Origin of the sequence: Mycolicibacter heraklionensis (assembly GCF_019645815.1) — a bacterium.
GTDB classification, from domain to species: domain Bacteria; phylum Actinomycetota; class Actinomycetes; order Mycobacteriales; family Mycobacteriaceae; genus Mycobacterium; species Mycobacterium heraklionense.
The window spans coordinates 29170-55194 of record NZ_CP080997.1; the positions used below are offsets into that span (position 1 = coordinate 29170).

Annotated in this window: 26 protein-coding genes; 14 read left to right on the forward strand and 12 right to left on the reverse strand. The window is 68.4% G+C overall.

The features are described from left to right. The first annotated feature begins 4 nt into the window (after positions 1-4). The gene (locus tag K3U94_RS00140; RefSeq protein WP_220695219.1) at positions 5-490 is read left to right on the forward strand and encodes a winged helix-turn-helix transcriptional regulator; all 486 of its coding nucleotides are present in this window, start codon (positions 5-7) and stop codon (positions 488-490) included. Positions 491-495: 5 nt separating this feature from the next. Here K3U94_RS00140 and K3U94_RS00145 read toward each other — a convergent pair whose 3' ends face one another. Both K3U94_RS00145 and K3U94_RS00150 read right to left on the reverse strand, forming a co-directional pair. Beyond that, positions 496-1338 carry an LLM class flavin-dependent oxidoreductase gene (locus K3U94_RS00145; protein ID WP_220695220.1) on the reverse strand — a complete coding sequence of 281 codons (843 nt, stop codon included), beginning with the start codon at positions 1336-1338 and terminating at the stop codon, positions 496-498. Further along, a complete protein-coding gene (locus tag K3U94_RS00150; protein ID WP_230987322.1) occupies positions 1335-1970 on the reverse strand; it encodes a TetR/AcrR family transcriptional regulator in 636 nt (211 codons plus the stop codon). The genes K3U94_RS00145 and K3U94_RS00150 overlap by 4 nt, the downstream gene beginning before the upstream one ends. Positions 1971-2091: 121 nt before the next feature. Between K3U94_RS00150 and K3U94_RS00155 the strand changes: the two genes are divergently transcribed. Genes K3U94_RS00155 through K3U94_RS00180 form a run of 6 tightly spaced genes read left to right on the forward strand, consistent with a single transcriptional unit; the run spans position 2092 to position 8959 of the window. Further along, positions 2092-3456, forward strand: a complete 1365-nt coding sequence (locus K3U94_RS00155) for a flavin-containing monooxygenase (RefSeq protein ID WP_047320294.1) — start codon at positions 2092-2094, stop codon at positions 3454-3456. Then, positions 3453-4373, forward strand: a complete 921-nt coding sequence (locus tag K3U94_RS00160) for an alpha/beta hydrolase (protein ID WP_220695222.1) — start codon at positions 3453-3455, stop codon at positions 4371-4373. Before K3U94_RS00155 ends, K3U94_RS00160 begins: the two co-directional genes overlap by 4 nt. Positions 4374-4381: 8 nt before the next feature. Continuing rightward, complete coding sequence (gene fadD1, locus K3U94_RS00165) at positions 4382-5992, forward strand: fatty-acid--CoA ligase FadD1 (protein ID WP_220695223.1); 1611 nt, start codon at positions 4382-4384, stop codon at positions 5990-5992. Next, positions 5989-6825: an SDR family NAD(P)-dependent oxidoreductase gene (locus K3U94_RS00170; RefSeq protein ID WP_220695224.1), complete on the forward strand. Its 837-nt coding sequence runs from the start codon at positions 5989-5991 to the stop codon at positions 6823-6825. Before fadD1 ends, K3U94_RS00170 begins: the two co-directional genes overlap by 4 nt. Position 6826: 1 nt before the next feature. Beyond that, positions 6827-7852 carry an alcohol dehydrogenase catalytic domain-containing protein gene (locus tag K3U94_RS00175; protein WP_047320297.1) on the forward strand — a complete coding sequence of 342 codons (1026 nt, stop codon included), beginning with the start codon at positions 6827-6829 and terminating at the stop codon, positions 7850-7852. Between the two features lie 36 nt (positions 7853-7888). Beyond that, positions 7889-8959, forward strand: a complete 1071-nt coding sequence (locus K3U94_RS00180; RefSeq protein WP_220695225.1) for an NAD(P)H-dependent amine dehydrogenase family protein — start codon at positions 7889-7891, stop codon at positions 8957-8959. A gap of 13 nt (positions 8960-8972) precedes the next feature. Here the strand turns inward: K3U94_RS00180 and K3U94_RS00185 are convergent, their stop codons facing one another. Both K3U94_RS00185 and K3U94_RS00190 read right to left on the reverse strand, forming a co-directional pair. Next, entirely contained in the window at positions 8973-9947 is a 975-nt protein-coding gene (locus K3U94_RS00185; protein ID WP_220695226.1) for a pirin family protein, read from the reverse strand. 60 nt (positions 9948-10007) lie between these two features. Continuing rightward, the gene (locus K3U94_RS00190) at positions 10008-10424 is read right to left on the reverse strand and encodes a WhiB family transcriptional regulator (RefSeq protein ID WP_047320299.1); all 417 of its coding nucleotides are present in this window, start codon (positions 10422-10424) and stop codon (positions 10008-10010) included. 149 nt (positions 10425-10573) lie between these two features. Between K3U94_RS00190 and K3U94_RS00195 the strand changes: the two genes are divergently transcribed. From K3U94_RS00195 to K3U94_RS00225, 7 genes are all read left to right on the forward strand, one after another. Further along, the gene (locus K3U94_RS00195; protein ID WP_047320300.1) at positions 10574-11344 is read left to right on the forward strand and encodes a helix-turn-helix domain-containing protein; all 771 of its coding nucleotides are present in this window, start codon (positions 10574-10576) and stop codon (positions 11342-11344) included. A gap of 2 nt (positions 11345-11346) precedes the next feature. Next, entirely contained in the window at positions 11347-12180 is an 834-nt protein-coding gene (locus K3U94_RS00200) for a C40 family peptidase (protein ID WP_220695227.1), read from the forward strand. 123 nt (positions 12181-12303) lie between these two features. Next, positions 12304-13632, forward strand: coding sequence for a DUF4226 domain-containing protein (locus K3U94_RS00205; protein ID WP_220695228.1), 1329 nt, complete (start codon positions 12304-12306; stop codon positions 13630-13632). Between the two features lie 15 nt (positions 13633-13647). After that, positions 13648-13965: a type VII secretion target gene (locus K3U94_RS00210; protein WP_047320302.1), complete on the forward strand. Its 318-nt coding sequence runs from the start codon at positions 13648-13650 to the stop codon at positions 13963-13965. Next, entirely contained in the window at positions 13962-14276 is a 315-nt protein-coding gene (locus K3U94_RS00215) for a DUF2694 family protein (RefSeq protein ID WP_047320303.1), read from the forward strand. Before K3U94_RS00210 ends, K3U94_RS00215 begins: the two co-directional genes overlap by 4 nt. Before the next feature lie 300 nt (positions 14277-14576). Beyond that, positions 14577-16073 carry a DUF5631 domain-containing protein gene (locus tag K3U94_RS00220; RefSeq protein ID WP_220695229.1) on the forward strand — a complete coding sequence of 499 codons (1497 nt, stop codon included), beginning with the start codon at positions 14577-14579 and terminating at the stop codon, positions 16071-16073. A 59-nt stretch (positions 16074-16132) separates the two neighbouring features. Beyond that, a complete protein-coding gene (locus K3U94_RS00225; RefSeq protein ID WP_047320305.1) occupies positions 16133-16450 on the forward strand; it encodes a DUF2710 family protein in 318 nt (105 codons plus the stop codon). 12 nt (positions 16451-16462) lie between these two features. Here the strand turns inward: K3U94_RS00225 and eccA are convergent, their stop codons facing one another. The 8 genes from eccA to K3U94_RS00265 form a co-directional block, all read right to left on the reverse strand. Next, a complete protein-coding gene (gene eccA / locus K3U94_RS00230; RefSeq protein WP_230987670.1) occupies positions 16463-18262 on the reverse strand; it encodes a type VII secretion AAA-ATPase EccA in 1800 nt (599 codons plus the stop codon). A 103-nt stretch (positions 18263-18365) separates the two neighbouring features. Further along, a complete protein-coding gene (gene eccE, locus K3U94_RS00235; RefSeq protein WP_220696603.1) occupies positions 18366-19865 on the reverse strand; it encodes a type VII secretion protein EccE in 1500 nt (499 codons plus the stop codon). Between the two features lie 65 nt (positions 19866-19930). Further along, positions 19931-21556: a type VII secretion-associated serine protease mycosin gene (gene mycP, locus K3U94_RS00240; RefSeq protein ID WP_047320391.1), complete on the reverse strand. Its 1626-nt coding sequence runs from the start codon at positions 21554-21556 to the stop codon at positions 19931-19933. A gap of 38 nt (positions 21557-21594) precedes the next feature. Then, the gene (gene eccD, locus K3U94_RS00245) at positions 21595-23193 is read right to left on the reverse strand and encodes a type VII secretion integral membrane protein EccD (protein WP_109519637.1); all 1599 of its coding nucleotides are present in this window, start codon (positions 23191-23193) and stop codon (positions 21595-21597) included. A 6-nt stretch (positions 23194-23199) separates the two neighbouring features. Next, positions 23200-24216 carry a MinD/ParA family ATP-binding protein gene (locus K3U94_RS00250; protein ID WP_109519638.1) on the reverse strand — a complete coding sequence of 339 codons (1017 nt, stop codon included), beginning with the start codon at positions 24214-24216 and terminating at the stop codon, positions 23200-23202. Between the two features lie 94 nt (positions 24217-24310). After that, the gene (locus K3U94_RS00255; protein ID WP_220695232.1) at positions 24311-25159 is read right to left on the reverse strand and encodes an ESX secretion-associated protein EspG; all 849 of its coding nucleotides are present in this window, start codon (positions 25157-25159) and stop codon (positions 24311-24313) included. A 106-nt stretch (positions 25160-25265) separates the two neighbouring features. Further along, positions 25266-25559 carry a WXG100 family type VII secretion target gene (locus K3U94_RS00260; protein WP_047320309.1) on the reverse strand — a complete coding sequence of 98 codons (294 nt, stop codon included), beginning with the start codon at positions 25557-25559 and terminating at the stop codon, positions 25266-25268. Between the two features lie 36 nt (positions 25560-25595). Then, positions 25596-25913: a WXG100 family type VII secretion target gene (locus tag K3U94_RS00265; RefSeq protein ID WP_047320310.1), complete on the reverse strand. Its 318-nt coding sequence runs from the start codon at positions 25911-25913 to the stop codon at positions 25596-25598. Positions 25914-26025 lie beyond the last annotated feature (112 nt).

The window sequence follows — 26025 nt, forward strand, 5'->3', positions numbered from 1 at the left end:
CCGCATGGAGTTCGAGCCCCGGTTACGGGACCGCACACAGTGGTCGGCCGGCGATGCGTGTTCCGCGGCCAGGCTGCTCGATGTGCTCAGCACTAAGACGGCATTCCTGGTGGTGCGCGAATGCTTCTACGGCACCAGGCGCTTCGAGGACTTCACCGCGCGCCTGGGCGCCTCGGCGCCGGCGGTCTCCCGGGCGCTCAAGCAACTCGAGTCCGCCGGGATCATCCGCCGGGTGCCCTACCAGGAATCCGGGCAGCGGGTCCGCGACGAGTATCGGCTGACCCCCGCCGGCGAAGACCTGTTGCCGGTCTTTCTGTCGCTGATGCAGTGGGGCGACAAGTACCTCCAGGACGGGGCTCCGCCGCTCAGCTTCGTCGACGCCACCACCCAGCGCCGGGTGGGCGTGCGCGTCACCGACGATCTGGACAGCCCGATGACTGACTCCGACGACATCGAGATCCGCTGGAACGCACCGCGCCGATCACGCTGACGAGCTCAGCGACTCGCCCGGATCACGGTCTCGGCGAACTCGGCGATCGACTCCGGTGGCGCGAAATCAGCAAACCAGACGTAGAACCGTTGTGCCCCCTGGCTTTCCAGCCGACCGAAATGTTCGACCAGCGCTGCGGCGTCACCGCACACCAGGCCCGATCCCAGCCGGCCGAACCGCCGCTGCGCCGTCTCCGTTACCGCCACCACGTCTTGGTCGCATCGGGCGAAACCGACCATCTGCTGCACCGAGGCGCGGGCAGACCCGATCGCGGGCAGCAGCTCGGGCAACTTGTGCACATGTGTAGCGGGAAGGTTCCACCAATCGGCGTACCGGCGTACCAGCTCCAGCATGCGGGGGCCGACGCCGCCGAGCACCAGGGGGATCGGCTCGGTCGGTGCGGGCGTCTGCGCCCGCTCCCCCTCGGTGCTCCAGTACTCACGCAACGCTGCCAACGTCTCCCCCAGCGCATCGATGCGTTCCCGCGGGCCAGCCGTGGTAATGCCGTACTTGACCAGTTCGTCGGGCATCGAGCCGGAGCCGAGCCCCAATTCGAAGCGTCCGCCAGATGCTTCGGCCAGGGTGGTCGCCTGTTTGGCCAGCACCGCCGGATGCCGGAACCCGTCGCACAGCACCACGTGGCCGACCTTGATCCGTTCGGTGTGGGCGGCGACCCAGGTGGCCACGGTCATCGCCTCCCACAGCGGCGAAGTGGGGTCCATCGGGGTGTCCAGGTGATCGAGGAATGCCACGCCGTCGAAACCGGAGGCCTCTGCCGCGCGGACCCGCGACACCAGGTCGGCGAGGCCGATTCTGGTTTGCGGGAGGTACAAGAACCATTCCGTCATCGCTTGCCCTTCGGTGTCGCAGTCGTCGGCGCCTGTCGCAGCCCCGGCAGCACGTACCGACACAGATGCCGCCGCACGGCCTCCGGGTCGTCGGGATCCATGTGATTTCCCGGCACACTTCCGAGACTGATCATCACCCGCGCGACCCATTCGCTGGCCTCGGGCAGGTCGGTGTCGGGATGGATATCTCCACTTTCGGCGGCGGCTTCCACGAACGGAAACCAGAACGCCGCGAGGTCGGGCACCAGGCCGCGGACCCCCGCGCCGGCGCAGGCGGTGAACTCCTCGGGCTCCGCCGTGCGCAGCCGCATCAGCAGTGTTCCGGGGTCGTCGTAGGCGCGGCGTCCGATCTGGACGCCGGCCACCAGTTGGTCCTCGAAGCCGGTGAGCGTCGACAGCTCGGCGCGGGTCTGCGCCCAGCTGGTCTCGATGAGCCGGATGATCGCAGCGCCGACCAGCGTGGGCTTGTCCGGGAAGTTCCGGTACAGCCAGGCCCGGGACACCCCGGCTGCCTGGGCGACGTCGATCATCGTCGTCGCGCGAATCCCCTTGTCGGCCAACAGTTTCTCAGTCGCATCGAGAAGCCGGTCGGTTGTCGACGGGGACGTGGACGACGCTGACGCTGCGTTCACGGCCACCTCCTGGTCGGCAAGCCTAACAAGGAGTAGACACATTCGCCGATGTGTGTACTATTGCCACGCGTCACGTAGACACTTCTGCAAACCTGTCTACCCCAGATCCCGGAGGTTCCCCATGCCCTCACCTCGCACCGCGATCATCGGTGCCGGCATCAGCGGCCTGACCGCCGGAAAGATGTTGAACGACTACGCGATCGACTACACCTGCTTCGAGTCCTCCGACCGGATCGGCGGCAACTGGGCCTTCGGCAACCCGAACGGACATTCCAGCGCCTACCGCTCGTTGCACATCGACACCTCCAAGCACCAGCTGTCGTTCCGCGACTTCCCCATGCCGGACCACTACCCCGACTTCCTGCACCACACGCTGGTCAAGGAGTACCTGGAGTCCTATGCGGCGGCGTTCGACCTCAAACGCCACATCGAGTTCGGCACCGAGGTCGCCCACGCGCAGCGGCTTCCCGGCGGCGGCTGGGAGCTGGAACTGACTGGCGGCGGGCGCCGCCGGTTCGACCTGCTGGTGGTCGCCAACGGGCACCACTGGGACCCGCGCCTGCCGGACTTCCCGGGCGAATTCAGCGGCCAGACGTTGCATGCCCACCACTACATCGACCCCAAGACGCCGCTGGACTTCAGCGGCAAGCGGATTCTGGTCGTCGGCCTGGGCAACAGTGCCGCCGACATCGCCGTCGAGCTGTCGTCGAAGGCCCTGGACAACGAGCTGACCCTGTCGACTCGCTCGGGCGCCTGGATCGTGCCGAAGTATCTGGCCGGCAAGCCCGCCGACAAGTACTTCCGCACCAGCCCGTATCTGCCGTTCTCCTGGCAGCGCAAGGTCGCTCAGTGGGCGCAGCCGATCATCGCCGGACGTCCGGAGGATCTCGGGCTGCCCACCCCCAACCACAAGTTCTTCGAGGCGCACCCGACCCAATCGGTGGAACTGCCGTTGCGACTCGGGTCCGGCGACGTCATCCCCAAGCCCAACATCAGCCGGTTCGACGGGGAGACCGTGCATTTCACCGACGGCACCAGCGGCCAGTTCGACGTCATCATTTATGCCACCGGCTACAACATCACCTTCCCGTTCTTCGACCCGGAGTTCATCAGCGCGCCGGACAATCGGATCGACCTGTACAAGCGGATGTTCTATCCGGGCATCGACGACTTGGTGTTCGCCGGCTTCGCGCAAGCCACCCCGACGCTGTTCCCGTTCGTCGAGTCACAGGCCCGCCTGATCGGCGCCTACGCGGCCGGTCGCTACCGGCTGCCGTCGGTCGCCGAGATGCGCCGGGTGATCGACGCCGACAAGCGCAAGTACACCGGCCACATGCTCGACACCCCGCGCCACACCCAGCAACTCGACTACTTCCTCTACGAACACGACATGCGCACCGCCGAGATCCCGCGCGGCAGCCGACGCGCCGCCGACCTCGGTGCGCCCGGATGGGCCGGTGTGCGCGAGATGGAGGCATCCGCATGAGCGCGACCATTCGCTTCGGCAGTGGCGGCGCCACCTGTGTCGGACAGTTCTTCCCCGCCGCGCATGGTGATGACGACAACGGCGCGCCGGTCGTGGTGCTCGGACACGGCCTCGGCGGCACCGTCGACTCCGGCCTCATCCCGTTCGCCGAACGACTCAGCGCAGCCGGCTTCGCCGCCTTCGCCTTCGACTACCGGTATTTCGGTGCATCAGAAGCACAACCGCGCCAACGGATTTCGATGCAAGAACAGATCGACGACTTCCGCGCGGCCTGTGCCACAGCGGCCGAGCAGCCCGGTGTGGATCCTCGCCGCACAGTGGTGTGGGGAGTCTCGCTGGGCGGCGGGCATGTCTTCGAGGTGGCCGCCACCACGCCCGGCGTCGCCGCCGCCATCGCGCTGACCCCACTGGTCAGCGGTCCCGTCGCCGCGGTCGCGGCGCTCCCGCACCATCGCCCGGCAGCGATGCTGCGGTCGACGGCCACGGGTTGGCGCAGCGCGCTGGCCCAACGCTTCGGAGGCCCGCCCGCGACCATTCCCCTGGTGGGCCGCCCCGGGGAGCTGGCCACCCTGACCGCCGACGGCTACCACGCGGCCTACACCGCGATGGCCGGTCCGACCTGGCGCAACGAGATCGACGCCCAGGTCGGTGTCCAGCTCGGCTCCTATCGGCCGGCGGCCAAGCACGCCGAGTCCATCGCCTGCCCGATCCTGGTGCAGATAGCCGATTTCGACCGTGGCGCTCCCCCGCAGGCTGCCGCCAAAGCGGCGTTCGCCGCCCGCGCCGAAGTACGGCACTACCCCTGCGACCACTTCGACGTCTTCGCCTGTGGCGACTGGTTCGATCACGTCGCCGAGCACCAGATCGCCTTTTTGACCCGGCACCTGGCCGACGCGACCGCTACGGTCACGGGTTAGGAGGTCTGATGGCGGAGACCATGCAACAACTGCTCGCCGAACGCGCCGGGCACACCGGTTTGGCGGTGCTCTACAACGACGCCGACGGTCGGCAGACACGCTGGACCTGGCAGGAATACCTCGACCGCGCAGCCCGTCACGGCGCCGCGGTGATCGCCCGCGCCGATACCAGCCGGCCGATGCACGTCGGCGCCCTGCTGGGCAACACCCCCGCGATGCTGACCGCGCTCGCCGCCGCCGGGCTGGGCGGGTACGTCCTGTGCGGGGTCAACGACACCCGCCGCGGCTCGGCGCTCGCCGGGGACCTGCGCACCGCCGACGTGCAGATCCTGCTCGTCGACGCCGAGCACCGCGCACTATTGCAGGGACTGGACCTGCCCGCCGTCACGATCATCGACGTCGATGACCCGGCTTGGGCCGCGCAGTGCGCTGGAGCCGGGGAACTGCAACCGCACAGGCAGGTCGCGCCGCTGGATCCGTTCATGCTGATTTTCACCTCCGGCACCAGTGGTGACCCAAAAGCGGTTCTGGTGAGCCACTTCATGGTGCTGGTCGCCGGGCAGAGCCTCACCGAGCGATTCGAGTTGGGTGCCGACGACGTCGTCTACCTGTCCATGCCGCTGTTCCATTCGAATGCGATCGCAGCCGGCTTCGGCCCCGCGGTGGCCGCCGGTGCGGCCATGGCGCCGGCGAAGTTCTCGGCTTCGCGGTTCTTGGCCGACATCCGCGCCTACGGTGGCACCTATATGAACTACGTCGGTAAGCCGTTCGCCTACCTGCTGGCACATCCCGAGCAGCCCGATGACGCCGACAATCCGCTCCGGGTCGCCTTCGGCAACGAGGCCTCCGAACGCGACATCGGCGAGTTCGCCCGCCGGTTCGGTGTCCACGTGGTCGACGCCTTCGGCTCCACCGAGAACGCCGTCACCATCACCCGCGATGAGGGCACCCCGCCCGGTTCGGTGGGACGCGGATTCCCGGGCGTCGCCATCTACAACAGCGACACGAACGCCGAGTGCCCGCCGGCGGTCTTCGACGAGCACGGTGTGCTGACCAACGCCGACGAGGCGATCGGCGAACTGGTCAACACCGCCGGGTCGGGATTCTTCTCGGGCTACTACAACAACGCTCACGCCACCGCTGAGCGGATGCGCGACGGCATGTACTGGTCAGGCGATCTCGCCTACGCCGACGCCGACGGCTGGATCTATCTGGCCGGGCGCACCGCCGACTGGATGCGGGTCGACGGCGAGAACCTGGCGGCGGCGCCGATCGAGCGGATCCTGATGCGCCACCCCGACATCAACCAGGCCGCGGTGTACGCCGTGCCGGACAGCAATGTCGGCGACCAGGTGATGACCGCGCTGGTGCTGCGCGACGACGCGCAGCTGACCGAGGCCGAGTTCGCCGATTTCCTTGCGGCGCAAGAGGACCTCTCCCCCAAGGCCTGGCCGCGGTATGTCCGGGTCACCGCGGAGCTGCCCTCGACGGCCACCAACAAGATCCTCAAACGCGTGCTGGCGGCCGACGGCACCGACGTCGGTGGCGACACGCTGTGGGTGCGTCCCGAACGCGAGCGCACCTACCGAAACACCACGACGATGGGAGCGCGACGATGACGGCTCAGAAACCCGTGGCCCTGATCGTGGGCGGCGCTTCCGGGATCGGGTTGGCCTCCGCGCACGCCCTGGTCGCGCGCGGTGATCACGTGGTGATCGCCGACATCAACGAGGAAGCCGCACGGGCCCGGGCCGCCGAACTCGCCGGTTCAGCGAGGCTCGACGGAGGAGAGGCGAAGCTGGGACCGGCGCATGGACGGGGCGATGCGGCCACCGCCGTCGCCGCGGATGTGACCGACGAGGCCAGTGTCGCAGCGGCATTCGCCGTCGCCCGCGAAGCCGGGCCGCTCCGCACGGTGGTCAGTTGCGCCGGCTTGTCGATCATCGGGCCCATCGCCGACATCGAGCTGTCCGGCTGGCAGACCACGATCGACGTCTGCCTCACCGGCACCATGCTGGTGATCAAACATGCGGCCCGCACCCTCGAAGACGGCGGCAGCGTGGTCGCAATCTCCTCCCTCAACGGGCGTCAGCCCGGCACCACGATGGCCGCATACTGCAGCGCCAAGGCCGGGGTGCTGATGCTGGTCCAGGTGGCTGCGTTGGAGCTGGGCGCCCGCGGTATCCGGGTCAACGCGGTCTCTCCCGGCCTGGTCGACACTCCCCTGGTCGCCGGCCTGGCGATGGTGCCCGGGCTCACCGACGAGTACATCGAAAACACCCCGCTCGGGCGCTCCGGCATCCCCGACGACATCGCGCAGACCGTGGAGTTCCTGACCTCGGAACGCGCCGGCTGGATCACCGGATCCACCTTCGACGTCAACGGCGGCGCGCACCTCAAGCGCTACCCCGACGTGCTCGGCAAGGTTCAAGCACTAGCTGAAGGATCGTGACATGCGCAGTGTCGTAATCGATGGGCCCGGATCGATCCGTGTCGACACCCGTCCGGACCCCGAGTTGCCCGGGGCCGACGGCGCCGTCGTCGAGGTGACCGCGACCGCGATCTGCGGCTCCGATCTGCACTTCTACGAAGGCGACTACCCGATCGCCGACCCCGTTCCGCTGGGTCACGAGGCCATCGGCACCGTGGTCGAGGTCGGCTCGCAGGTGCACTCGGTGCGGGTGGGCGACCGGGTGATGGTGTCCTCGGTCGCGGGCTGTGGACACTGCGCCGGGTGCGGCACCCTCGACCCGATCCGGTGCCATTCGGGCCCGCAGATCTTCGGATCGGGCCTGCTGGGCGGCGCACAGTCGGAGCTGCTTGCCGTGCCGGGCGCCGACTTTCAGCTGGCCCGCATTCCCGAGGGGATCGTTGACGCCGAAGCTCTGTTGCTCACCGACAACCTCGCCACCGGATGGGCTGCGGCGCTGCGCGCCGACATCCCGGTCGGCGGCACGGTAGCGGTGATCGGGTTGGGCGCGGTTGGCCTGTGTGCGGCACGCAGTGCGCTGTTCCTCGGTGCAGCAACGGTTCTCGGCGTCGATCCGGTGCGTGCACGTCGGGAACGGGCGGCGCTGATGGGTGTGACCCCGGCGGAGCCGCCGACCACGGCCGCGGCCATGGAGCTCAGCGATGGGCGCGGTGTGGATGCGGTGATCGACGCGGTCGGCTCGGACACCACGATGTCCGACGCGCTGACCGCGATACGGGCCGGTGGAACGGTGTCGGTGGTCGGCGTGCATGACCTGCAACCGTTCCCGTTCCCGGCGTTGCCGGCGCTGCTGCGCAGCGTCACCCTACGGATGACCACCGCGCCCGTGCAACAGACGTGGCCCCAGCTGGTGCCGCTGCTTCAATCCGGGCGGCTGTCGGTGGACGGCATCTTCACCACCGAGATGGCCTTGGACGACGCGGCCGACGCCTATCGTGCGGTGGCGGCCCGGTCCGGAGACGTGGTGAAGGTATTGCTCACGCCGTAATCTCCAAAAGGGTTCCGCACGACGAGAGGATCTCAGGTGGCAAAACGGATTGTGGTGTGGGGCACCGGGTTCGTCGGCAAGCTGGTCATCCCCGAGATCGTCAAACACCCGCTGTTCGAACTGGTCGGCGTGGGCGTCAGCGACCCGGCCAAGGTGGGACGCGACGCCGGTGAGATCTGCGGGATCCCGCCCGTCGGCGTCACCGCCACCGACGACGTAGACGCCCTGATCGCCTTGGCGCCCGACGCGCTGGTGCACTACGGCCCGACCGCCGCGCACGCAGCCGACAACATCGCGCTGATCGCGCGCTTCCTACGTGCCGGCATCGACGTCTGCTCCACCGCGATGACGCCGTGGGTGTGGCCCGGGCTCAAGCTCAATCCGCCGGATCTGCTCAAGCCCATCACCCAAGCCTGCGAGGACGGCGGAGCGTCGTGCTTCACCACCGGTATCGACCCCGGTTTCGCCAACGACCTGTTTCCCATGACGCTGATGGGGGTCTGCGCCGAGGTGCGCAAGGTGCGCGCCTCCGAGCTGCTGGACTACACCAACTACACCGGCGACTACGAGAACGAGATGGGGATCGGCCGCGACCCCGACTTCCAGCCCGTGCTCAAGATCCCCGAGGTGTTGATCTTCGCCTGGGGCGGAACAGTTCCGATGATCGCGCACGCCGCCGGGATCGAGCTCGATGAGATCACCACCACCTGGGACACCTGGGTGACTCCCCACGAACGCACCACCGCCAAGGGAGTGATCGCCCCGGGCCAGGTCGCGGCGGTGCGGTTCACCATCAACGGTATCTACCGGGGCGAAACCCGCATCCAGCTCGAGCACGTGAACCGGATCGGCCGCGACGCCGCACCGGACTGGCCTTCGGGCACCCAGGATGACGTCTACCGCGTCGATATCGAAGGGACGCCCAGCATTTCGCAAGAGACGGCATTCCACTTCACCGATGGTTCGGGCCGTGACGCGGCCACTGCCGGTTGCCTGGCCACCGGGATGCGCGCGCTCAACGCCGTCCCAGCGGTCAATGATCTCCCGCCGGGCTGGGTCACGGCGCTGGATCTGCCGCTGATCCCGGGAGCGGGCACCATCCGCTGAGCGAGCGGGATCCCTACTCGGTGCGGGGCCGCCGCGGCCGCAGCCGCAGCGGCGGCATCGGCGGGGCCGGTAGCCGTTCCAGGCGGCCCCGATAGCCGATGACCCGGCCGAATTGCTCGTCACCGTCCTGCCAACGGCGCCGGAACTCGACGATCTCGTCGTGGCTACGGCCGATGAAGTTCCACCACAGCACCAACTCCTCACCGAACGGCACCCCGCCCAGCACCAGGGCCCGGGCGGGGGAGTCGCCGGTGTTGCGCAGCGGCAGCACCGTGCGACCGGGGCCTTGATAGCCGAGCTCGCCGACGCCCAGGCCCGTGCCGCCCAGGCTGACCGCACCCTGGTCGCACAGCACACCGTGCTCGAATGCGGGGTCGACGTCGAGTGCCAGTTCGGTGCGCGGCTCCAGGTCGAGCTGGGCGCCCAGCAGGGGAGTGAACGACGCGACGGGGGAGCGGTATCCGGCCAGCTCGCCGAGGAAGACCAGCGCCGATGCGCCGGACAGCGAAACAGGCTCGGGCGCAAAATGGTTGAAGTCACGCGCGGTGTGGCGGGAGCTATCGGGCAAGGCCACCCACAGCTGTACGCCGCGCAGCACCGGAGCCGTCTCCGGATCAATCGAGACCTCGGAGTGGCAGATGCCCGCCCCGGCGGTCATCAGGTTCAGCTCGCCGGGGTTCACCACCGCGTGCACGCCGCCGCTGTCGCGGTGCTCGACCCGCCCGCTGAACAGCCAGCTCGCCGTCTGTAGCCCGGTGTGCGGGTGCGGGGGCACATCCATGGCGCCGTCGGCGACATCCTGCGGTCCGTAATGGTCGACGAAGCACCAGGCGCCGATCAGCGAGCGGTCCCGCTGCGGCAAGGTGCGGCGGACCCTGATGGCGCGTGCTCCGCCCAGCGGAACGTCGCGGGCGTGCAGTACTTCGATGTGATCAGTTGGCGTTGCTGCGCAAGCGAATTCATTCGAGGTGGCTTCCAGGTTGCTCAACTGTCACCTCCGCGCCGTGCGCCGTGCCGCTACGGGCGATCCTACCGACTCATGCCGGGGTCAGGCCGCTGACCGAGGACCGATCCGCCCGGCGGGCAGGTGAAAAACCGTCGCTGTCACCGGCAGCTGTTCGCGCTCGTGGTTGGTCAGCAACGCCTGATTGTCGGGCAGCTCGCGGGTGTTGATCTCGCCGGCGGCGATCGCGCGCAGCAGCGCGTGGGCCCGGGCGAGTTCGGCCCGCTTGCGGTACTGGCCGCCGGGGAGCTTCACGCCGGCCCACACGCCGTACTCCTCACCCCGTTCCACGGCGAGCGCTGCGCACCGGCGCTGCTGCGCGAGCGGGCAGCGTCGTAGGCACTGCAACCGCGCCTCGGTCGAGGACTGTTCGTAGGCCCGGGCCTTGGCGGCCCCGTCGGCTCCGTCGGCGTCGGGGTAGCCGAACCACAGTTCGGGATTTGCGGAGCAGGGGGGTGCCATCGGAAGGACCTCCTCGAGAACAGATCGGATAACGTAGATAGAAACGTATACGATCAGATACGACGAACGCAACAGAAGTTGATAAAAACATATATGTAAGTAGTGAAGGGCCAGGCTGTGTACTATCCGTCCATGGCCGGGGCGCAACAATGAGCCGCGAAGCGGCGGGCGCGGCCATTCGGGCACTGCGCGAGGCGCGCGACTGGTCGCTGGCCGACCTCGCCGCAGCCACCGGGGTCAGCATCATGGGATTGAGCTACCTCGAGCGCGGCGCCCGGAAGCCCCATAAAGGCACAGTTCAGAAGGTTGAGAACGGACTCGGTCTGCCGCCGGGCACCTATTCTCGCCTCCTGGTGGCCGACGATCCCGACGCCGAACTGGCTTCGTTGATCTCGGCGGCCGGGCCGCAGACTTCGGCTGCGCGTCCCGCGGGAGCCATCGTCGTCGACCGCCACAGTGACACCGAAGTGCTGGAAGGATATGCCGAGGCGCAGCTCGATGCGCTGCGTTCGGTGATCGCGAGACTGCCGTCGGAAGCCTCAGACGAATACGAGACGTATATTCTTTCCGTGATCACGCAGTGCGTGAAGGCGGAGATGCTTGCTGCCAGCTCCTGGCGGGTGGCGGTCAACGCGGGCGCCGATCACGCTGCCCGGCTGATGGCGCACCTGCAGGCCCTCGAGGCCACCCGTATCGACCTGCTGCAGCGGATGCCCGGCAGTCTGACCGCCCGCTTCGATCGGGCCTGCGCGCAGTCGCCGCTGCCCGAACCGGTGATCGCGGCGTTGATCGGCGTCGGGCCCGAGGAGATGTGGGACATCCGCAACCGAGGTGTGATTCCGCCCGGAGCGCTGGCCCGAGTTCGGGCATTCGCCGACGGATCCATGGACGCAACAGATGGTGGCGACGAAGGGGGATAACAGTGAGCAACGGTGAGTTGGAGCTACTGACGCGCGCCAATGAGCTGTTCGCGGGTCATCCACGGCCCGTGTCACTGGAGCCCGGGCTGGACCGCTATGTCGAGCTGTTGGAGCGCAACGCCAACACCGACACCGGCGCGGGGCATGACCGGTACCGGGCGGCGGTGCTCGCGCAGCGGGATCTGTTGCTGGCCAACGCACGTACCGATGCGCTCGCCACAACAGCGCTGGCCGCCGTGGTCGCCGACCACGCCCGAGCCCGCCAGCAGACCGACGGCGTCGTCTCCGCTGCCCGCGCTGACTCGGCAGTTTCCCCAGATACGCCTTTGGCGCACCGGGAGGCAATGCGCCGGCGGGCAGCCCGACTGCGCGCCCAACATGCGCACGTGGCATCGGCGCGCCACCGGGCGCGGGCCCACCGTGCGGGGTTGCGGCGGCTGCGTTACCGGACGGCGGGGCGCCGGATGACCGGGCTGGATCGGTTGCGGTTGCCCAACACTCGCGCCGGGATGGCCGTGCGTGCCGCCCTGTCACGGCTCGGCCGACCCTATGTGTGGGGCGCGACCGGCCCCGACCGGTTCGACTGCTCGGGGCTGACCCAGTGGGCGTACCACCAAGCCGGCGTGCCCCTGTCGCGTACCACCTACACCCAGATCTACGAAGGAATCCCGGTGGCACGCTCCCAGATTCGACCCGGCGACCTGGTGTTCCCCAGCACCGGTCATGTTCAGCTGGCAATCGGCGGGAACCGGGTGATCGAAGCCCCGCACGCGGGTGCAACCGTGCAGATCAGCCCCCTGGGCGCGCAGGTGGCGATCCGGCGTCCGGTGCCGTGACCGGGCTGTCCCCAGCGGGTGCTCGGGTGAATTGTCGGCCTCGGTGGGCGCCGGTACAGTCACCGGCCATGAAGCGGTCAGCTCCCGAGCGTCGGCCCGGCGCAGCGATGTTGGGCTGAGGAGATGACAACCCGCGACGACGTGCTGGATGCGATCGGCCGCATCGAAAGGGCCGGCGGTGCGGGTGAGGCGACTCGTCTAGCCCAGGCGGCACTGACCCTGCCGTTGCCGCCGTCGGGCTACGACAGCGTGCTGACCCGCCTGCGCTCGGTTTATCCGGTGCCCGGTGATCAACAGCAGGGCCGGGCGGCGCAAGCGATGAAGCTGGCCGAAACTGCTCTGGCGCAGCAACTGTCGAGTGCCGCGGGCTTCGACCGGCAGATCATCGAAGCGCTGCGCCACGCGCACAAGACCACGCTGGAAGGCCGACGACGCCTCGACGAACTCGAGGCAGAGATTGCCGGCGCCGCAGGGGCCTGGGACCTGGACACCGCCGCGGGTGCGCGCGAATTCCAGCGGTTCTTGATCGGCAAACTGGGGCAGATCATCAAGGTGGTTGAAGAGACCAACGACGATGACACCTCCAAGCAGGCGCTCGCCAATGCTTTGACGGGGCTGTATGCCGCTGCGCAATCGGATCGCCGCGACCCGCCGCCCGCCGAGGAGGGCCAGCCCTCGCTGGGCCCGGATCCCGACTCCTACCCGGACGTACTGGTTGATGACGAGCCTGCCGCGGATGCCGCGGATGACACGGAGGTGCCGCAGGGGCTGCCGCAGTTGGCGACGCCGATGTTCCCGGGCCTGGGTGCCGACGGGCCGGGCTTCGGAGCGATGCCGGCCGCCATGCCCGCCGGACTTCCATGGACCGGGCTGACGCCGGGTGCGGGCGGTGACGACTTGCCCGCGGAAGACGATTACCGGCCCGAGGAAGCGGCTACGGCCGACGCGCCCGATGGTGCGGATGCCGATGGAGCTGACGGCGATACGCCGGCGCAGGACCCGGGGGAGCAGGGTCTGGTCACTGTGCGGCTGCCCGACGGCGAAACCACGACTGTGGCCAATCCGCAACTGGGCGCGGCGATGCAGGCCGTCGCCGACGGACAGCCCGTGGTGGAGGCGTTCCGGAGCCAGGGCATCCACGTCCCGCCGCCCGGAACCCCTGTGGTGGCGGCGGTCGACGTGGCCAGCCTGCGGGCGGGCGACATCGGTGTGTTCACCGACCGACATGCCCTTGCTGTCGGCGGCGGCAAGGCGCTACTCGACGGGCAGCTGCATCTCGTCGAGAACCTGCGCGGTCCCGGGTTCCTGGGCTGGCAGCATCCGCCGGCCTTGGCACAGGAGCCCGCACCGGCCTCGGCACAGGAGCCCGCGCCGGTCGCCACCCGCCCGGCGGCGGCGCTCGGCAGCCTCATGAGCTTGAAAAAGCCGGCTCCAACCGGCATCGTCGATTAGCCAGGAAGGTGGGACATGCCCGAGAAGATCCACGTCAATCAGGACGTTCTGACCAACGCGGCCGGGAACCATCAAGAGACGTCGGACTACCTGTCCACCGTTGCGGCCTCACACGAGGGAATCCAGGCGACCCTGAACTCGCTCGGCCCGATCTACGGCGACTTTCGCCAGGCGGCGGGTTCGTTGCTGGACGCACGCAAGGACTGCTACGACGACCAGTCCAGCGAACATTCGACAGTGTCAGAAAATCTGCACCGCGCGGTGGCAATGTGGAACAAGAATGAAGACGATGCCGCCAGCGCCTTCGGGCACCTCACCGACGGGCGCCGATGACTGAGCCGAACCCGGCATTCGACACGCTCCACCCGAGTGGCGATGTGCTGTTCCGGTCTTGTCGCGGCGGCTATCTGCACAGTGTGGTGCTGACCGAGGCGGTGATGGACACGGACGCGCACCGGCTGGCAGAGGCCATTGTCCTGACCGCGGATGTCTCATTTCTCAAGGCGGCGTTAGAGATCCGAGGTGAGATCGTCACGACCGGGCACGCACCGTCGGCTGCGGTGCCCACCGCTGACGATCTACGGGTCGCTACTGAGCGGCTTCTGGCCCACCAACTGCACCCCCGGGCGAACCCCGGCCGCTAAAGCACCCATCTTCCAGCGGCGTCAGCATCGGGCGCGATGTCTGGCGGAGGATCAACCACCATGTCGCCAAACAGCTTTCGGGCCCGCTCCAGCAAGGCGAGTACCTCGCTCAACTGCGCTGCACACCCCGTCCCCGGGGACCCGACATCAGCCACGATCTGCACGCTACCGACCGGCCCAAGGGCTGACAATTCACCGCGCACAGTGGCTGTGGACGGTCGCCCGAATACCGTGGGCGGCGCAGCCCGGTGAGGGCGAATTCGGACGAGAGCGCCGGGACGGCAACGGTACGCTTGCGCGGTGGCACTCTTCGGTCGGCGGTCGGCGCGCCAGCGTCTCCGGAACGCGGCCCGGGAATCGCTGACGATCCCGGCCTTCAGCGCTCCGGTCGACTGTAGTTCCTGGGTGCTCGGCGGCCTGTGGCCCGCCGAGCTGGCGACGATCACCCCCGAGACGGCCCCGCTTGCCGACTATCTCAACGCTGATCTGCAACGAATCGCGCATTCGGCAAACGAGAAGCTGCACGCCATCAGTCGATCAGACCTGGCCGGTCCGGCGCGTCAGGCTGCGGAGACCCGGGTCATCAACGTTGCCAGGGCTTTCGCCGTCCTCCGGGTGGAGTCGACGGTGCGCCAACTCCACAAGGAGGCCCTGGAGTTCGGCAGGGAGTACATCAGCCTCAGCGCGGCTCCGGCTTCGGCCCCGGCTCCGGTGTTCCCGACCGCCGAGGTCCCGGCCGAACCCGTCGCCGCGCCTCGCCCGGCCGATCCGCCCGAGCAGCCCTCCGAGGTACCTGCCCAGCGGGCTCGTCATCGGCTACCGGAAACCGTCACCGCCGCTGCGCCCGAGGTGGCGCCACTCGATCCGCCACCGGTGGCTGCGCCGCCGGCCGCCGTGCCGCCGCCTGCTCCCGTGCCGGCGCCGGCACCGGAGGTCGTCGATGTCCCCGCGATCCCGGAGGTGCTGGAACCGGAGCGCCCCGCAGAACCGGTCGTCGTCCCGCCGGCCGAGCCAATCGTCCTCCCGCCTGCCGAGCCAATCGTCCTCCCGCCGGCCGAACCGGTCGTCCTCCTGCCCGCCGAACCGGCCCCCGCAGCCCCGGAACCTCCCGCGGCGGCCCAGCCCGAACCCGTCCCGCCGCCTCCCGTCGCGCCGACGGTCGCCGAATCCGACGAACGGCGACTCCAGCGTCTGCTGGCCTTCGTGGCCCGTCAGGAACCCGGGCTGCGCTGGGCGATCGGCATCTTTGCCGATGGCACCACCCGACTGGTGACCGATATCGCCAACGGATGGATCCCGTCCGGGATCGAGCTGCCGGAGGGGGTGCAGCTGCTGGAGCCGGGCCGCCGGAACGGAACCGCCACCGAGATGCTGGGCGACCCGACGGAGTCGGCCACCTACAGCCCCGGCGACCGGCTCGGCTGGGCGAGTGATTTCGCGGTGACCGAGACCTCGGTCCAGCCCCGCGAGCTGGCGCCCATCGACGATCTCGGCTGGCGGCTCAGCGAGACCACCCACTGGCGGGAAGGACTGCCGCGGATGGCCAACACCCTGGTGAAGGCGGGCGCCGCCGGTACCGGGGTGGTCGACGCCGAAATCGACTTACTGCGTGTGCATCTGGACACCATGCGTTACCAGCTGTTGGCGCAGTATCCCGACTCCGACACCGCCTTGGTGCTGAACTGCATGCTGTTGGCCGCCACCGAAGGCATCGCGACCGGCGACATGGTCTCGGCCAACTACCACTACAGCTGGTTTCGGACGCTCAGCGCACCGCCCGCCAGCCAGTGGGATTAGCAGACTTTACGGGTGTCGATGAATTGACGCTGTTCATACCGGCTGGACATACTTAGCCAATGTCGGGGGCGGAGAGCCGCGCGGAACTCAGCGACAAGGACCTCGTTGAGTCCGTTTTGCGGGATCTGCGTGAGGCGGCCGAGAAATGGGAAGCGCTGGTCGCCGAGGCCGAGAACACCACCTACAGCGTCGATCTCGGCGACATCCGTGCCGTGGCCAACTCCGACGGCCGGCTGCTCGAGCTGACGCTGCACCCGTGTGTGGTCAGCGATTACACCCACAGCGAACTGGCGGATCGGCTCAATCTCGTCTTCACCGCACTGCGTGAGGAAGCTCAGGCCGATTTCGAGGCGCGGTACGGCGCCAGCCCGGTCTGACAGCGGCCCGGTCTACCAGTTCAGGGCGGCCATCTCGCGTTTGGTGTCGCACACGGCGCGCACAGCCGAGTCGATGTCGGCGGCGGTGATGGTCTTCAGGTCGTCGATCGTCACCGGCTGCCCGGCACGCTTTTGGGCGGCCACCCGCGTATCGCGGGCCAGTTCGGCCTCCTCGATCACGTTGCGGGCGAACCGGCCGTTGTGCATGACGTTGATGCCGTGCTCTCCGCGCGGGCTGACGTAGCCACGGATCGTGGTCACCATCTCCAGGAACCGTTGGCGTGCTTCGGCATTCAGTTCGGTCGCGCGACTGGATCCGTAACGCTCACCGATCTCGACGATCTCCTCGGGCGAGTACGACTCGAACCGGATCTTGCGGTTGAACCGGCTGGCCAGACCGGGGTTTACGGTCAGAAACTCGTCGACCTGGTCTTCGTAGCCGGCCGCGATGAAACAGAAGTCGAAGCGATGCTTCTCCAGCGCGATCAGCAGCTGGTTGACGGCCTCCATGCCGATCATGTCCGGCGTCCCGTCCTGGTGGCGCTCCACCAGCGAATAGAACTCGTCCATGAAAAGAATTCCACCCAAAGCCTTTTCGATGAGCTCGTTGGTCTTGGGCCCAGACGATCCGATGTGCTCGCCGCAGAAGTCGGAGCGGCGCACCTCGATGATCTCCGGGTTGCGCACGATCCCCATGCCGGCGTAAATCTTGCCCAGCGCCTCGGCCGTGGTGGTTTTGCCGGTGCCGGGCGGGCCCACCAGCAGCATGTGGTTGGTCTGGCCCTCCACGGGCAGGCCGTGTTCGAGCCGCATGGCACGGATTTCGAGCTGGTCCTCCAAGGCCTTGACCGCGCGTTTGACCTCCGCCAGGCCGACCTGCTTCTCCAGCTCGGCGCGACCCTGCTCCAGCAGCTCAGCACGGCGGTCCAGCGCGTTGTCCTCATCGAGTTCCGCGCGGCTCTTCGCCGAGCCGGCGTCCCAGCGGTCGCTGCGGCTGTCGATGATCTGTTCCTCGGTAACCACCAGGCGCAGGTTCGGTTCGGCCAGCGCGGCCTTGGCCGGTTCGGTCAGCACACCGTTGATGGCCGCCTTGGACAACCAGACCTGGGCCTTGTCCTCCTCGCCGAGCTGGCGGTGCACCATGCCACGCAGGTAGGCGAGATCCGCAGCCAGCAAGGGGATCTCGCTCGGGTTGATCGACGCGGTCAGCACACCGGCCGGGAATCGCTCCGAGGAGCGGGTCTGCCCGCTGATGTCGACGCGGTCCAGCCAGTCCAGCGCCACCCGGCCCTGGCCCAGATGTGCGGCCGCATAGCCGGCCAGGGCGCACACCGACGCGGTGACCGCCGGCATGACGATCGCCCGCTCGGGCAGTTCCTCGGCCGCTATGGTCAGCAGGTCCGGCCACCGCTGCGTGACGAACATCAGGTAGGCGCGGCCGAGCTGGTGCCACTGATGGTTGATCCAACTGTCCAGCAGGGATTTGTCGGCCAGCAGGGCGTCGGCACGCTCGTATTCACCGGCCACGGTGAGCGCCGACGCCAGCGCCAAACCCACGTGCGAGGCGTCGGTCACCGTGATCGACAGGTACGGTCCGAGCGGAATCTGGGCGGCCAGGTGCCGGCCCAGTCGGGTGGTCTCTTTGTGCAGCCAGTCGCTGTTGGCATACAGACGCTTGAGGGTGTCCAGCTCGGTGTCACCGCAGGCGATGCGGCCCAGCCAGGCATCGGCCATCGAGGGATCGGCCTCGGTTGCCGCGACGAAGTCGGCCAACGCTTCGGGGGAGCCGTAGCGCCCGTCCATGCTCACCATGGCCCGGTCGAAGTGTCGACGGGCCGCCAGCAAGTCACTCAATGTCTGTCGTCCTCTGTCGCGCGTCCAGGTTCTCTTCGCTGACGACCGATGCGGTGCGGTGTCATCGCGATGACATCGGGGCCAGCGCCTCCGGGCTGCAGTACCGGTTTTCCGCCCGGAACAACTCCACCGTAGCCAGCCACGATTTGCCGCCGGCCGCAACCCGTACCGCGGTCCGGTCGATCTGCTCGATACTCACCTCGACGGCGTCCGGGGGCGGGGGCGGTGTCCCCGGCGGCGCCACCGTGATGACGGTGGCCGGCCGCGGTGACGGCGCGATCGGCCCGTCCACCACGCTCACGGTGGTGCGCGGGGTCGGCCTCGACTCGCCGACCACGGTCACCTCGGGCATTCGGACGCTGGCCCAGCGGGCCTTGTCGCGGGTGTGCACACAGACCCGTTCCCCGGCGCCGGCCGCCCGGATGACGATGCGCTTGGCGATCAGGTCCTCGGCGGCGATGAACACGCGGCTCAACTCGCCCGAGTCGGTCAGCGGCACCATCAGCCGGTCGCCGTTGGTCAGCTTGCCGATCAGGACGCCCGACGGTCCGATCTCGATGGGCAGGCTGGCCGGCAGCCGGCCCGGCCGCAGACCGCGCAGCTGCGGTCGGGGTGCGCACATATTGGCCTCGACCGCCGCGGCCTGCTCCCCGTTGAGCCGGCGTAGCACCACCGCCGGGGGAGTGGGGGCGGGCTGCGGTGTCTGCAGCGTGACGGTGGCCGTACACGTCCCATCCGGAAACACCGTGACGTTCTGGATCACCTCATCGACCGGCAGAGTCCACGCCTGAGCCAGCAGTTGGGCACTGATCTGGCGGGCCGGATAGGCGTAGGTCGTCACCCAGCCGCCCTCGGTGCGCAGCGTCTTCCAGCGCTCGGCGCCTGGGAGCAGGGAACCACCGCCGAGGCGCCGGTCCAGTTCCACCAGGTCGCTGGCGGTGGCCACCCGGGCCCGCAGGCCCTCACAGCGCAGCAGGCCCGCGATCCGTTGCGCGACGCCGACCGCGGTGGCGCCCAGCGTGGTGCGCCAGCGCAGCGCCGCGGTGTTGTCGATGACCCGCAATCTCAGCAGCAGCCAGGTTTCCCGTTGGCCGGCGTAGGGCGGGGTGCCGATCTCGGTGTCGTAGACCCGCGGATAGTCGCCGGTGGTGGCGCGGCGCGCTCCGATGCTGATCACGCTCATCGACTCCAGTACCAGCCCGAGCGCGTGCCGCAGCATCGGCACCAGGTCGGCGACGTCCACGACGTTGTCGGTCTCCACGTTCACCGACCCGGTGGCCACGGTGGCGGCATGCGCCCGGCCCAACAGGTGGACCGCCACCACCGCCACACCGTCCTGGATGCGAACACCGCCGCCGGCGCGGTTGTTGGCCACCGTGATCGGCTCGCTCCAGGCGGCTCTCGCCGCCTTCGAGGGGCGCCGCAACCACAGCAGTGCCCACGACCAGGCCGGCTGGCCCCACCACGGCACCAGCACCACCAGCACCGCCAGCAGGACGGCCACCGTGACGCCGATCAGCCCGCCCAGCGCCCATCCCGCCAGACCGGACAGCGCGATCATCGACGCGGAGAGCAACCGCCGGTTGCTCGACGGCGTGAACCCGGTCAGCCGGACCCGGTTCTGGCTCACTTGGTGGCCCTCCGGATCCGCGCGGTGATCGCGGCGGCCAGGACGGTCGCGGCGATCACGCCGAGGAATCCCAGGGCGACGGTGCGGGCTCGATGGTCCGGCGGCGGTGGCGGCGGCGGCGGGGTGATCACCCGCTGCTGCGACCCCGGTGCCAGCGGGTCGCCCGCCGGCACGTTGAACGTCAGCGCCGCCACCGGGTCGACCAATCCGTAGCCCACCCGGTTGTCCACTCCGGCAGGCGGATTGTGTGCGGTCTGCATGATCCGGTTGATGACCTGATGCGCGGTGAGCTGGGGGTATTTCGCCCGGACCAGGGCAGCTACGCCGCTGACGTAGGCGGCGGAGAAGCTGGTGCCCCAGAACGGCATGTTCTTCTCGCCGACCCGGACCGGCGGGTAGGCATTGACCGGGACACCGCCCTGGGGAGACAGACCCATCACGTGGGTGGCCGGCGCGGCCACTCCCACCCAGGGTCCGGCCATGCTTTTGTCGATCGGCGCGCCGGTGGCGTCCACGCCGCCGACGGACAAGACGTAGTCGGAGAACCACGACGGGCTTGAGATCACCTTGACCTGGTGCCAGTCCCGCGGGTCGCTCGGGTTCAGCGGGTCGAACATCGGGTTGTCGGCGCAGCCCGCCTCGCCGACATTGCCGGCGGCCGCCACGATCACCGCGTCCTTGACCGTTGCCGCGTACCACAGGGCCGCTCCCAGCACCTGTTGGTCGAGTCCGGCTGCCACCTGAACACAGGAGGTCACCGAGATGTTGATGACCTTGGCGCCCATGTCGGCCGCGTGGACGACGGCCTTGGCCAGGGTGGCCAGCGTGCCGGCCTTCACGCGCTCGTCGTCGTAGCCGAACCGTTGCGGGTTGACCGGCTCGAATGCCCGGGATGATTGGCGGATCGAGATGACGGTGGCGTGCGGCGCCACTCCGACGACACCGTCGGGCGCGCCGGGCGGGGGCGGAGGAACCGCCGGCTCGTCCTCGGTCTGCGGATCAGCCGGACCCGAGGCCGGCGCCACGGCACCCTCCTCCGGCGGGGGAGGCGGCGGAGGAGGGGGCGGCGCCACCTGGGTGATGGTCACCGGAGCCGGGATCGGCGGCGGTGCCGGCGGGCCGGGGATATCAGCCGGCGGCAACGGCGCGCCGATGCTCGGCGGCGGACCGGCCGGCGGCGGGAACGCGGGAACCTCCGGCATCGGGCGGGGCATCGGCAGTATGCCGAGCGGGGCCGCGGCGATGATCGACGCGGCGATGGTGCCGTGCGCGTCGCAGTCCTGCAGACCGCCCAGACCCTCAGCGCCGCCCATGATGTAGTCGCCGCCGGCGATCGCCGGTAGCCGCGGGTTCGGTGTGACGCCGGTGTCAATGACGGCTACCGGGACACCGTTGCCGGTGGAGTACTGCCATGCCGCGGCGATCCCCAGCATGTCGAATCCGGGTGCCAGCTGGGCCACGTCTGGGTTGCTGACCGTGATCGGCACACTGCAGGAGTTCGAGCGGCGCATCGGCTGGTCCGGGCCGGGTGCCCCGTCGGCCGGCACCAGGGCCGGATCGACGGACGGCGGCTCGATCGCCTGCGCCGTCGGGGGCCCGCTCGACAGACTCACCAACAGCATCACCGCGGCGACCGCGGACCCGCGGGCGCGCAGGCGTCTCAGTTGCGGACCCACACGAACAGTCCTCCCAGCCAAGCGCCAAGCACCCCCACCACAATGAACGCCAGAACTTCGAGCCATTCGACGGCCAGCCGGATCCAGGGCACGAACTTGGTTTCGGGGACCAGCAGACCGGCGGCCACCCCGAGTCCGGCGAACACCGCAATGGCGGCGGCCGGCCACAAGAACCCGCCGGCGGTGTCACCCGGGTTCGCCAGCGCATACTTGACGATCCCGGTGAGCACGGCCGCGCACGCCCCGCCCACCAGCGCGATCGCTTGGACACGGCCGGCGAAACCGCGGCCCTGGGTGATGAACAGGCCCGCCACCAGACCGCACAGCACCACCGCGCCCCGTGGCCGGGCCCCGCCCGGCTCCAACACCATCCAGACCGCGATCGGCAGCGCCGTCGCGATCGCGACGCACATCCCGACCTGCACCGCGTTGATCAACCGGGCGGAGGCCGCGATCGCGGCACCGCGTGCGGAGATGTCGACCAGGTCGTCCTCGTCGTCCTCGCCGTCTTCCGGACTGACTGGAGAGACCGTGTCGATCGGCATATTGGCGCGGCGGGCGAACAGGTCCCGCCCGGTGATCGAACCGAAGTACGGCGGCCGCACCCGCGCTACCCACAGTGCGATCGTCGGCGACATACGCAACAGAATCAGCAGGCCCAACAGCATGCAGATACCGATGACCTGCGGCGATACCGGATGCCACATCCGCGCTGCGGCCACCACCCCGCCGATTCCGGCGGCGGTGACGATCGCGGTGGTAACCGCGGTCTGCGACCGCAGCAGCACGCTCAGACCGATCGCGCCCAACGCCAGGACCGTCACCCCGATCAGCAGGTGGGGTGCGCCCAGGGCCCCGGGTGCCGCGCACAACGCGGCGCAGGACAGTGCGAGGACCGCCAGCCAACCGAATCCGCTGAACAAGTCGTCGCGTGCGGGCCAGTTCCGCCGGATCACCATGGCGCCGAGCGCCAGCAGTCCGCCGAGGCCGGCCAGGACGGCCGCGGGCGGCCAACTGTCGCTGAACATCCGGGCGCGAACCGCCAGCGCCGACATCACGACCACGGCCATGGCCATCAGACCGATCGCGGTGTGCGCGGCGGTCAACGCGGTGACCGGGGCGAACATCCGATCGACTTGGGAATTGAGCAGGCGGGTCACGGTCTGCTCGTCGGCTTTGTGCCCACACTCCTGGCACTTGATCTCGGGCTGGGTGCCGAGTCGGCGGGCCGTTGCGGCCAGAGCGCTGGACAGCGATTCGTACTGCGGTTCGAATGAGTCGCCGCCCACCGCCGGGACCAGAACCAGGGTGTCGCCGTCCTGGACGCCCAGGTCGTCGAGGCTGCGAGTGATGTCCAGCCGTACCCCATTGACTTTATGCAGTTCGTAACTGCCCGCCGGCAGCGCTACCCCGTCGAAACCGTGGTGCCGCAGATCCTCGTCGAGCAGCTCGACCATTCCCTCGAAGAATTCTTCCACCGGAATTCCGGCCGGGAAGACCTGGGACACGAGGTGTTTGTCGTACGCGAGACTCACCGCACAGCGTGCCGGAAACGCGACTTTGGCTGGTGTCGGGGAAGTCACCGCGCTTTACCTTTCGGTGTCGGGCACGAACTTGTCGGCCAGACCGGCGGTTATTTCAAATAGCCGCAGCCGGGTCTTCTTCTTCACCTCGTTGTGGACGTCGATGATTCCGCCCTTTGCCAGGTGGGCGTCATAGGGCATGACTTCCACCGTGGCGCCGGTTTTGCTGAACCGTTCGGTCAGATAGGCCACCGCGGCGCTGTCCTCGCCCGGCGCGGAGTGGTTGAGGATCACCGTGGACCGCGACACCAGCTCGTGGTAGCCCTGCGAGGCGAGGTAGTCCACCGCGCGCAACACCGGCCGGGACTGGTCCGCGGTGATCCCGGAGACGAAGACCAGCGTGTCGGTGTTCTCCAAGACCGGTTTCATCACGGGGTGCTCCAGGTCTGCCGCGGTGTCGACCAGGATCACGTTGTGGGTTCGCCGCAGCCGCGACAACACCCCGCTGAACATTGCCGGGACGAGCGGCCGGAGCTGATCCGATGTGCGGTTGCCGGCCAGGACATCCAGGCCGACGGCATTTTGCCCGAGGTGTTCGCGGATATCGGAATATCCCTGCACGTCGGTGTCGCTCAGAACGGCCGAGTAGTCACCGGGCGGGTGCTCGTCGATGCGATCGGACAGCGTCCCGAAGCCCGGAACAGCGTCAATCGCGATCACATTTTCCGGCCGGCATTCCCGGAACACGCTGCCGATAGCGGCGGTCAGGGTCGTCACACCGGTGCCGCCTTTTCCGGACACCAACGTGATCACGTACTGCCGCCGGATGTGCCGACGAATTCTATTACGCAAATCACGGTAATGGCGTTCACGCGGAGATTCGCCGGGATTAATAACTTTCGCCGACAAGACATAGACCAGTTTGCGCCAGCCCGAGCCGGGCGGAATCTTGCGTGGTGTCGCCAGGTCGGAAATGCGCATCGAGTCCGATACGGAATCCCGGTAGCGGTGACCGGATGCCGGATCCCACCGCCCGGATGAGCCTTCGTCAGGCATATTCTGGCTATTCCATGGGCTCGTCACGTGCGTGATGTTAACACGGCTGCTGATTCCACGTTTGCAACGTTTCTGACGGTGGACGGTAATGCACGGTAATGGTGAAGATGTGAATTCACTGTCATACAACCCGTCGGTGTGAATGCCAGTCCGCGCCGGCCGGGAGACGAGCGATGAGCCGCAGGATCGCGTTGGCGACATCGGCACGGCTCCCGGGCGAGACGATCTGGTAGCGACGGCCACCGTTGTCGACGTTCTCCACGCAGACGCGGCCCGCCGGGGTGTCGGAGATCAGCACCGCGGTATCCCCGATCGCCATCCGAGCCAATTCCTCGGGACCCGCACCCGGCTGGATCGCGACGATGTTGGCCTGCCCGGACACCTCCGGGTCGGCGGCCATCGCCACGATCTGCTGCTGGTCGATGTCGAGGCGCTGCGCGGCCAGGTACCGGCGCAGGCTGTCTTGGTCACGGACCCGTTCGAGCAGCTCCTTGGTGTCCAGGGTGACCGGACGCAGCTGGGCCGCCTCGGTGACACCGCACAACCGCTCGATCTGGCCGACGAGCAGATCGCCCGCCGCCGCCTGATCGGTGGCGCGTCCGGCCGGATACAGGCGCACCTCCTGGTCATAGCGTTCGAGCACCACCCACCAGGAGGCGAACCGGCTGATCGAGACCCGGGTCATGTGCTGGGGGTCGCCGTACGGCCGGCCGGGGAAGTTCAGGTTCAGCATCAGCGCGATGTCGCGCCGCATGATCACCGTCAGCCATTCCCGGACCATCGGATCCGCTTCGCCCTGGTCGTCGAGCACGCCGATCTCGGTCAGCTCCTCGGCGATCGGATGGCGCAGCGCCCGCTCGGCGGTGTCCAGACGGGGCAGCAGCGGGCGAAGCCCAAGTTCCGGGCAGAGCGTTTCGATCCCGGTGACGGCCTGCAGCACCCACAGTCCGTCGAGCGTCGTCGTCAGCACGTCATCTTCGCCTCAGGTGTGATGTGTCGTAGCCGGTCTGACACGCGAAATGGGGCATCTGCGCCGGTCGCGCAGACACCCCACCTCGGGCGACGATCGGGATCGATCAGAAAAGCGATTGGATCGTCTGGTCGGTCGAGATGGCCCCTTCCAGCACGGAGCCGATGGTGGAACCGTGCTGACCGATGGTCTCGATCAGGCCCTGCAGGCCGGAGAGCATCTGGGCCTGGGCTTCGAAGAAACCGGTGGCACCGTGGCCGGCGAAGTACTCGGTCAGCATCTGGGTGAGCTGGTGAGCGTCCGCGTGGATCTGGTCCAGGGTGCCGGCGCTGCTGATCACACCGTGAGCGTGATCGCTGACGGCGCCGGGGTGGTAAGTAATGCCGTCGCTTGCGGCCATGGGAATCGGTGTCCTTTCGAGTACGGAGATCGAGGGTTAGGCGGACTGTCCGCCGAACAGCGAGTGGAAGGCGTGCTCGGAGTGGGATTCGTGCGATTCCATCAGGGCAGCGGCCTGGTTCAGGCCCTCAGTCAGGCGGGTGCCGCCGATGAGGACTTTCTGCATGTCTTCGTGGATCTGCGCGGCGGTGGCGTAGGAGGCCTTCGACCCCGCGCCGTCCCAGGTCGCTGCGCTCAAGATGTTTTCGTGGTCGTGCAGGTACTGATTGGCGATCGCCTGGGCGTGTTCGATGTGCTGCGACAACTTCGATGCGGTGTTCCGCATCAGTTCGGGCGTGACGACAATGGCTGCCATCGTTTCCTCCTCGGTTGTAGAACAACCCCCCCGGGTTCGGCGGGATGTAGCTGGCGGTAGTGTATTGGCTCCTCTCGGATGTGTCGATTCACCCTGTCTTCAGCAAACGCCC

What these genes read in the sequence shown, in the direction of transcription:
- K3U94_RS00140 (WP_220695219.1), top strand. Translation starts at nt 5, where the DNA reads ATGGAGTTCGAGCCCCGGTTACGGGACCGCACACAGTGGTCGGCCGGC.
- K3U94_RS00145 (WP_220695220.1), bottom strand. Translation starts at nt 1,338, where the DNA reads ATGACGGAATGGTTCTTGTACCTCCCGCAAACCAGAATCGGCCTCGCC.
- K3U94_RS00155 (WP_047320294.1), top strand. Translation starts at nt 2,092, where the DNA reads ATGCCCTCACCTCGCACCGCGATCATCGGTGCCGGCATCAGCGGCCTG.
- K3U94_RS00160 (WP_220695222.1), top strand. Translation starts at nt 3,453, where the DNA reads ATGAGCGCGACCATTCGCTTCGGCAGTGGCGGCGCCACCTGTGTCGGA.
- fadD1 (WP_220695223.1), top strand. Translation starts at nt 4,382, where the DNA reads ATGGCGGAGACCATGCAACAACTGCTCGCCGAACGCGCCGGGCACACC.
- K3U94_RS00170 (WP_220695224.1), top strand. Translation starts at nt 5,989, where the DNA reads ATGACGGCTCAGAAACCCGTGGCCCTGATCGTGGGCGGCGCTTCCGGG.
- K3U94_RS00175 (WP_047320297.1), top strand. Translation starts at nt 6,827, where the DNA reads ATGCGCAGTGTCGTAATCGATGGGCCCGGATCGATCCGTGTCGACACC.
- K3U94_RS00190 (WP_047320299.1), bottom strand. Translation starts at nt 10,424, where the DNA reads ATGGCACCCCCCTGCTCCGCAAATCCCGAACTGTGGTTCGGCTACCCC.
- K3U94_RS00195 (WP_047320300.1), top strand. Translation starts at nt 10,574, where the DNA reads ATGAGCCGCGAAGCGGCGGGCGCGGCCATTCGGGCACTGCGCGAGGCG.
- K3U94_RS00205 (WP_220695228.1), top strand. Translation starts at nt 12,304, where the DNA reads ATGACAACCCGCGACGACGTGCTGGATGCGATCGGCCGCATCGAAAGG.
- K3U94_RS00210 (WP_047320302.1), top strand. Translation starts at nt 13,648, where the DNA reads ATGCCCGAGAAGATCCACGTCAATCAGGACGTTCTGACCAACGCGGCC.
- K3U94_RS00215 (WP_047320303.1), top strand. Translation starts at nt 13,962, where the DNA reads ATGACTGAGCCGAACCCGGCATTCGACACGCTCCACCCGAGTGGCGAT.
- K3U94_RS00225 (WP_047320305.1), top strand. Translation starts at nt 16,133, where the DNA reads ATGTCGGGGGCGGAGAGCCGCGCGGAACTCAGCGACAAGGACCTCGTT.
- eccA (WP_230987670.1), bottom strand. Translation starts at nt 18,262, where the DNA reads ATGGTGAGCATGGACGGGCGCTACGGCTCCCCCGAAGCGTTGGCCGAC.
- eccE (WP_220696603.1), bottom strand. Translation starts at nt 19,865, where the DNA reads ATGATCGCGCTGTCCGGTCTGGCGGGATGGGCGCTGGGCGGGCTGATC.
- mycP (WP_047320391.1), bottom strand. Translation starts at nt 21,556, where the DNA reads ATGCTGTTGGTGAGTCTGTCGAGCGGGCCCCCGACGGCGCAGGCGATC.
- K3U94_RS00260 (WP_047320309.1), bottom strand. Translation starts at nt 25,559, where the DNA reads ATGGCCGCAAGCGACGGCATTACTTACCACCCCGGCGCCGTCAGCGAT.
- K3U94_RS00265 (WP_047320310.1), bottom strand. Translation starts at nt 25,913, where the DNA reads ATGGCAGCCATTGTCGTCACGCCCGAACTGATGCGGAACACCGCATCG.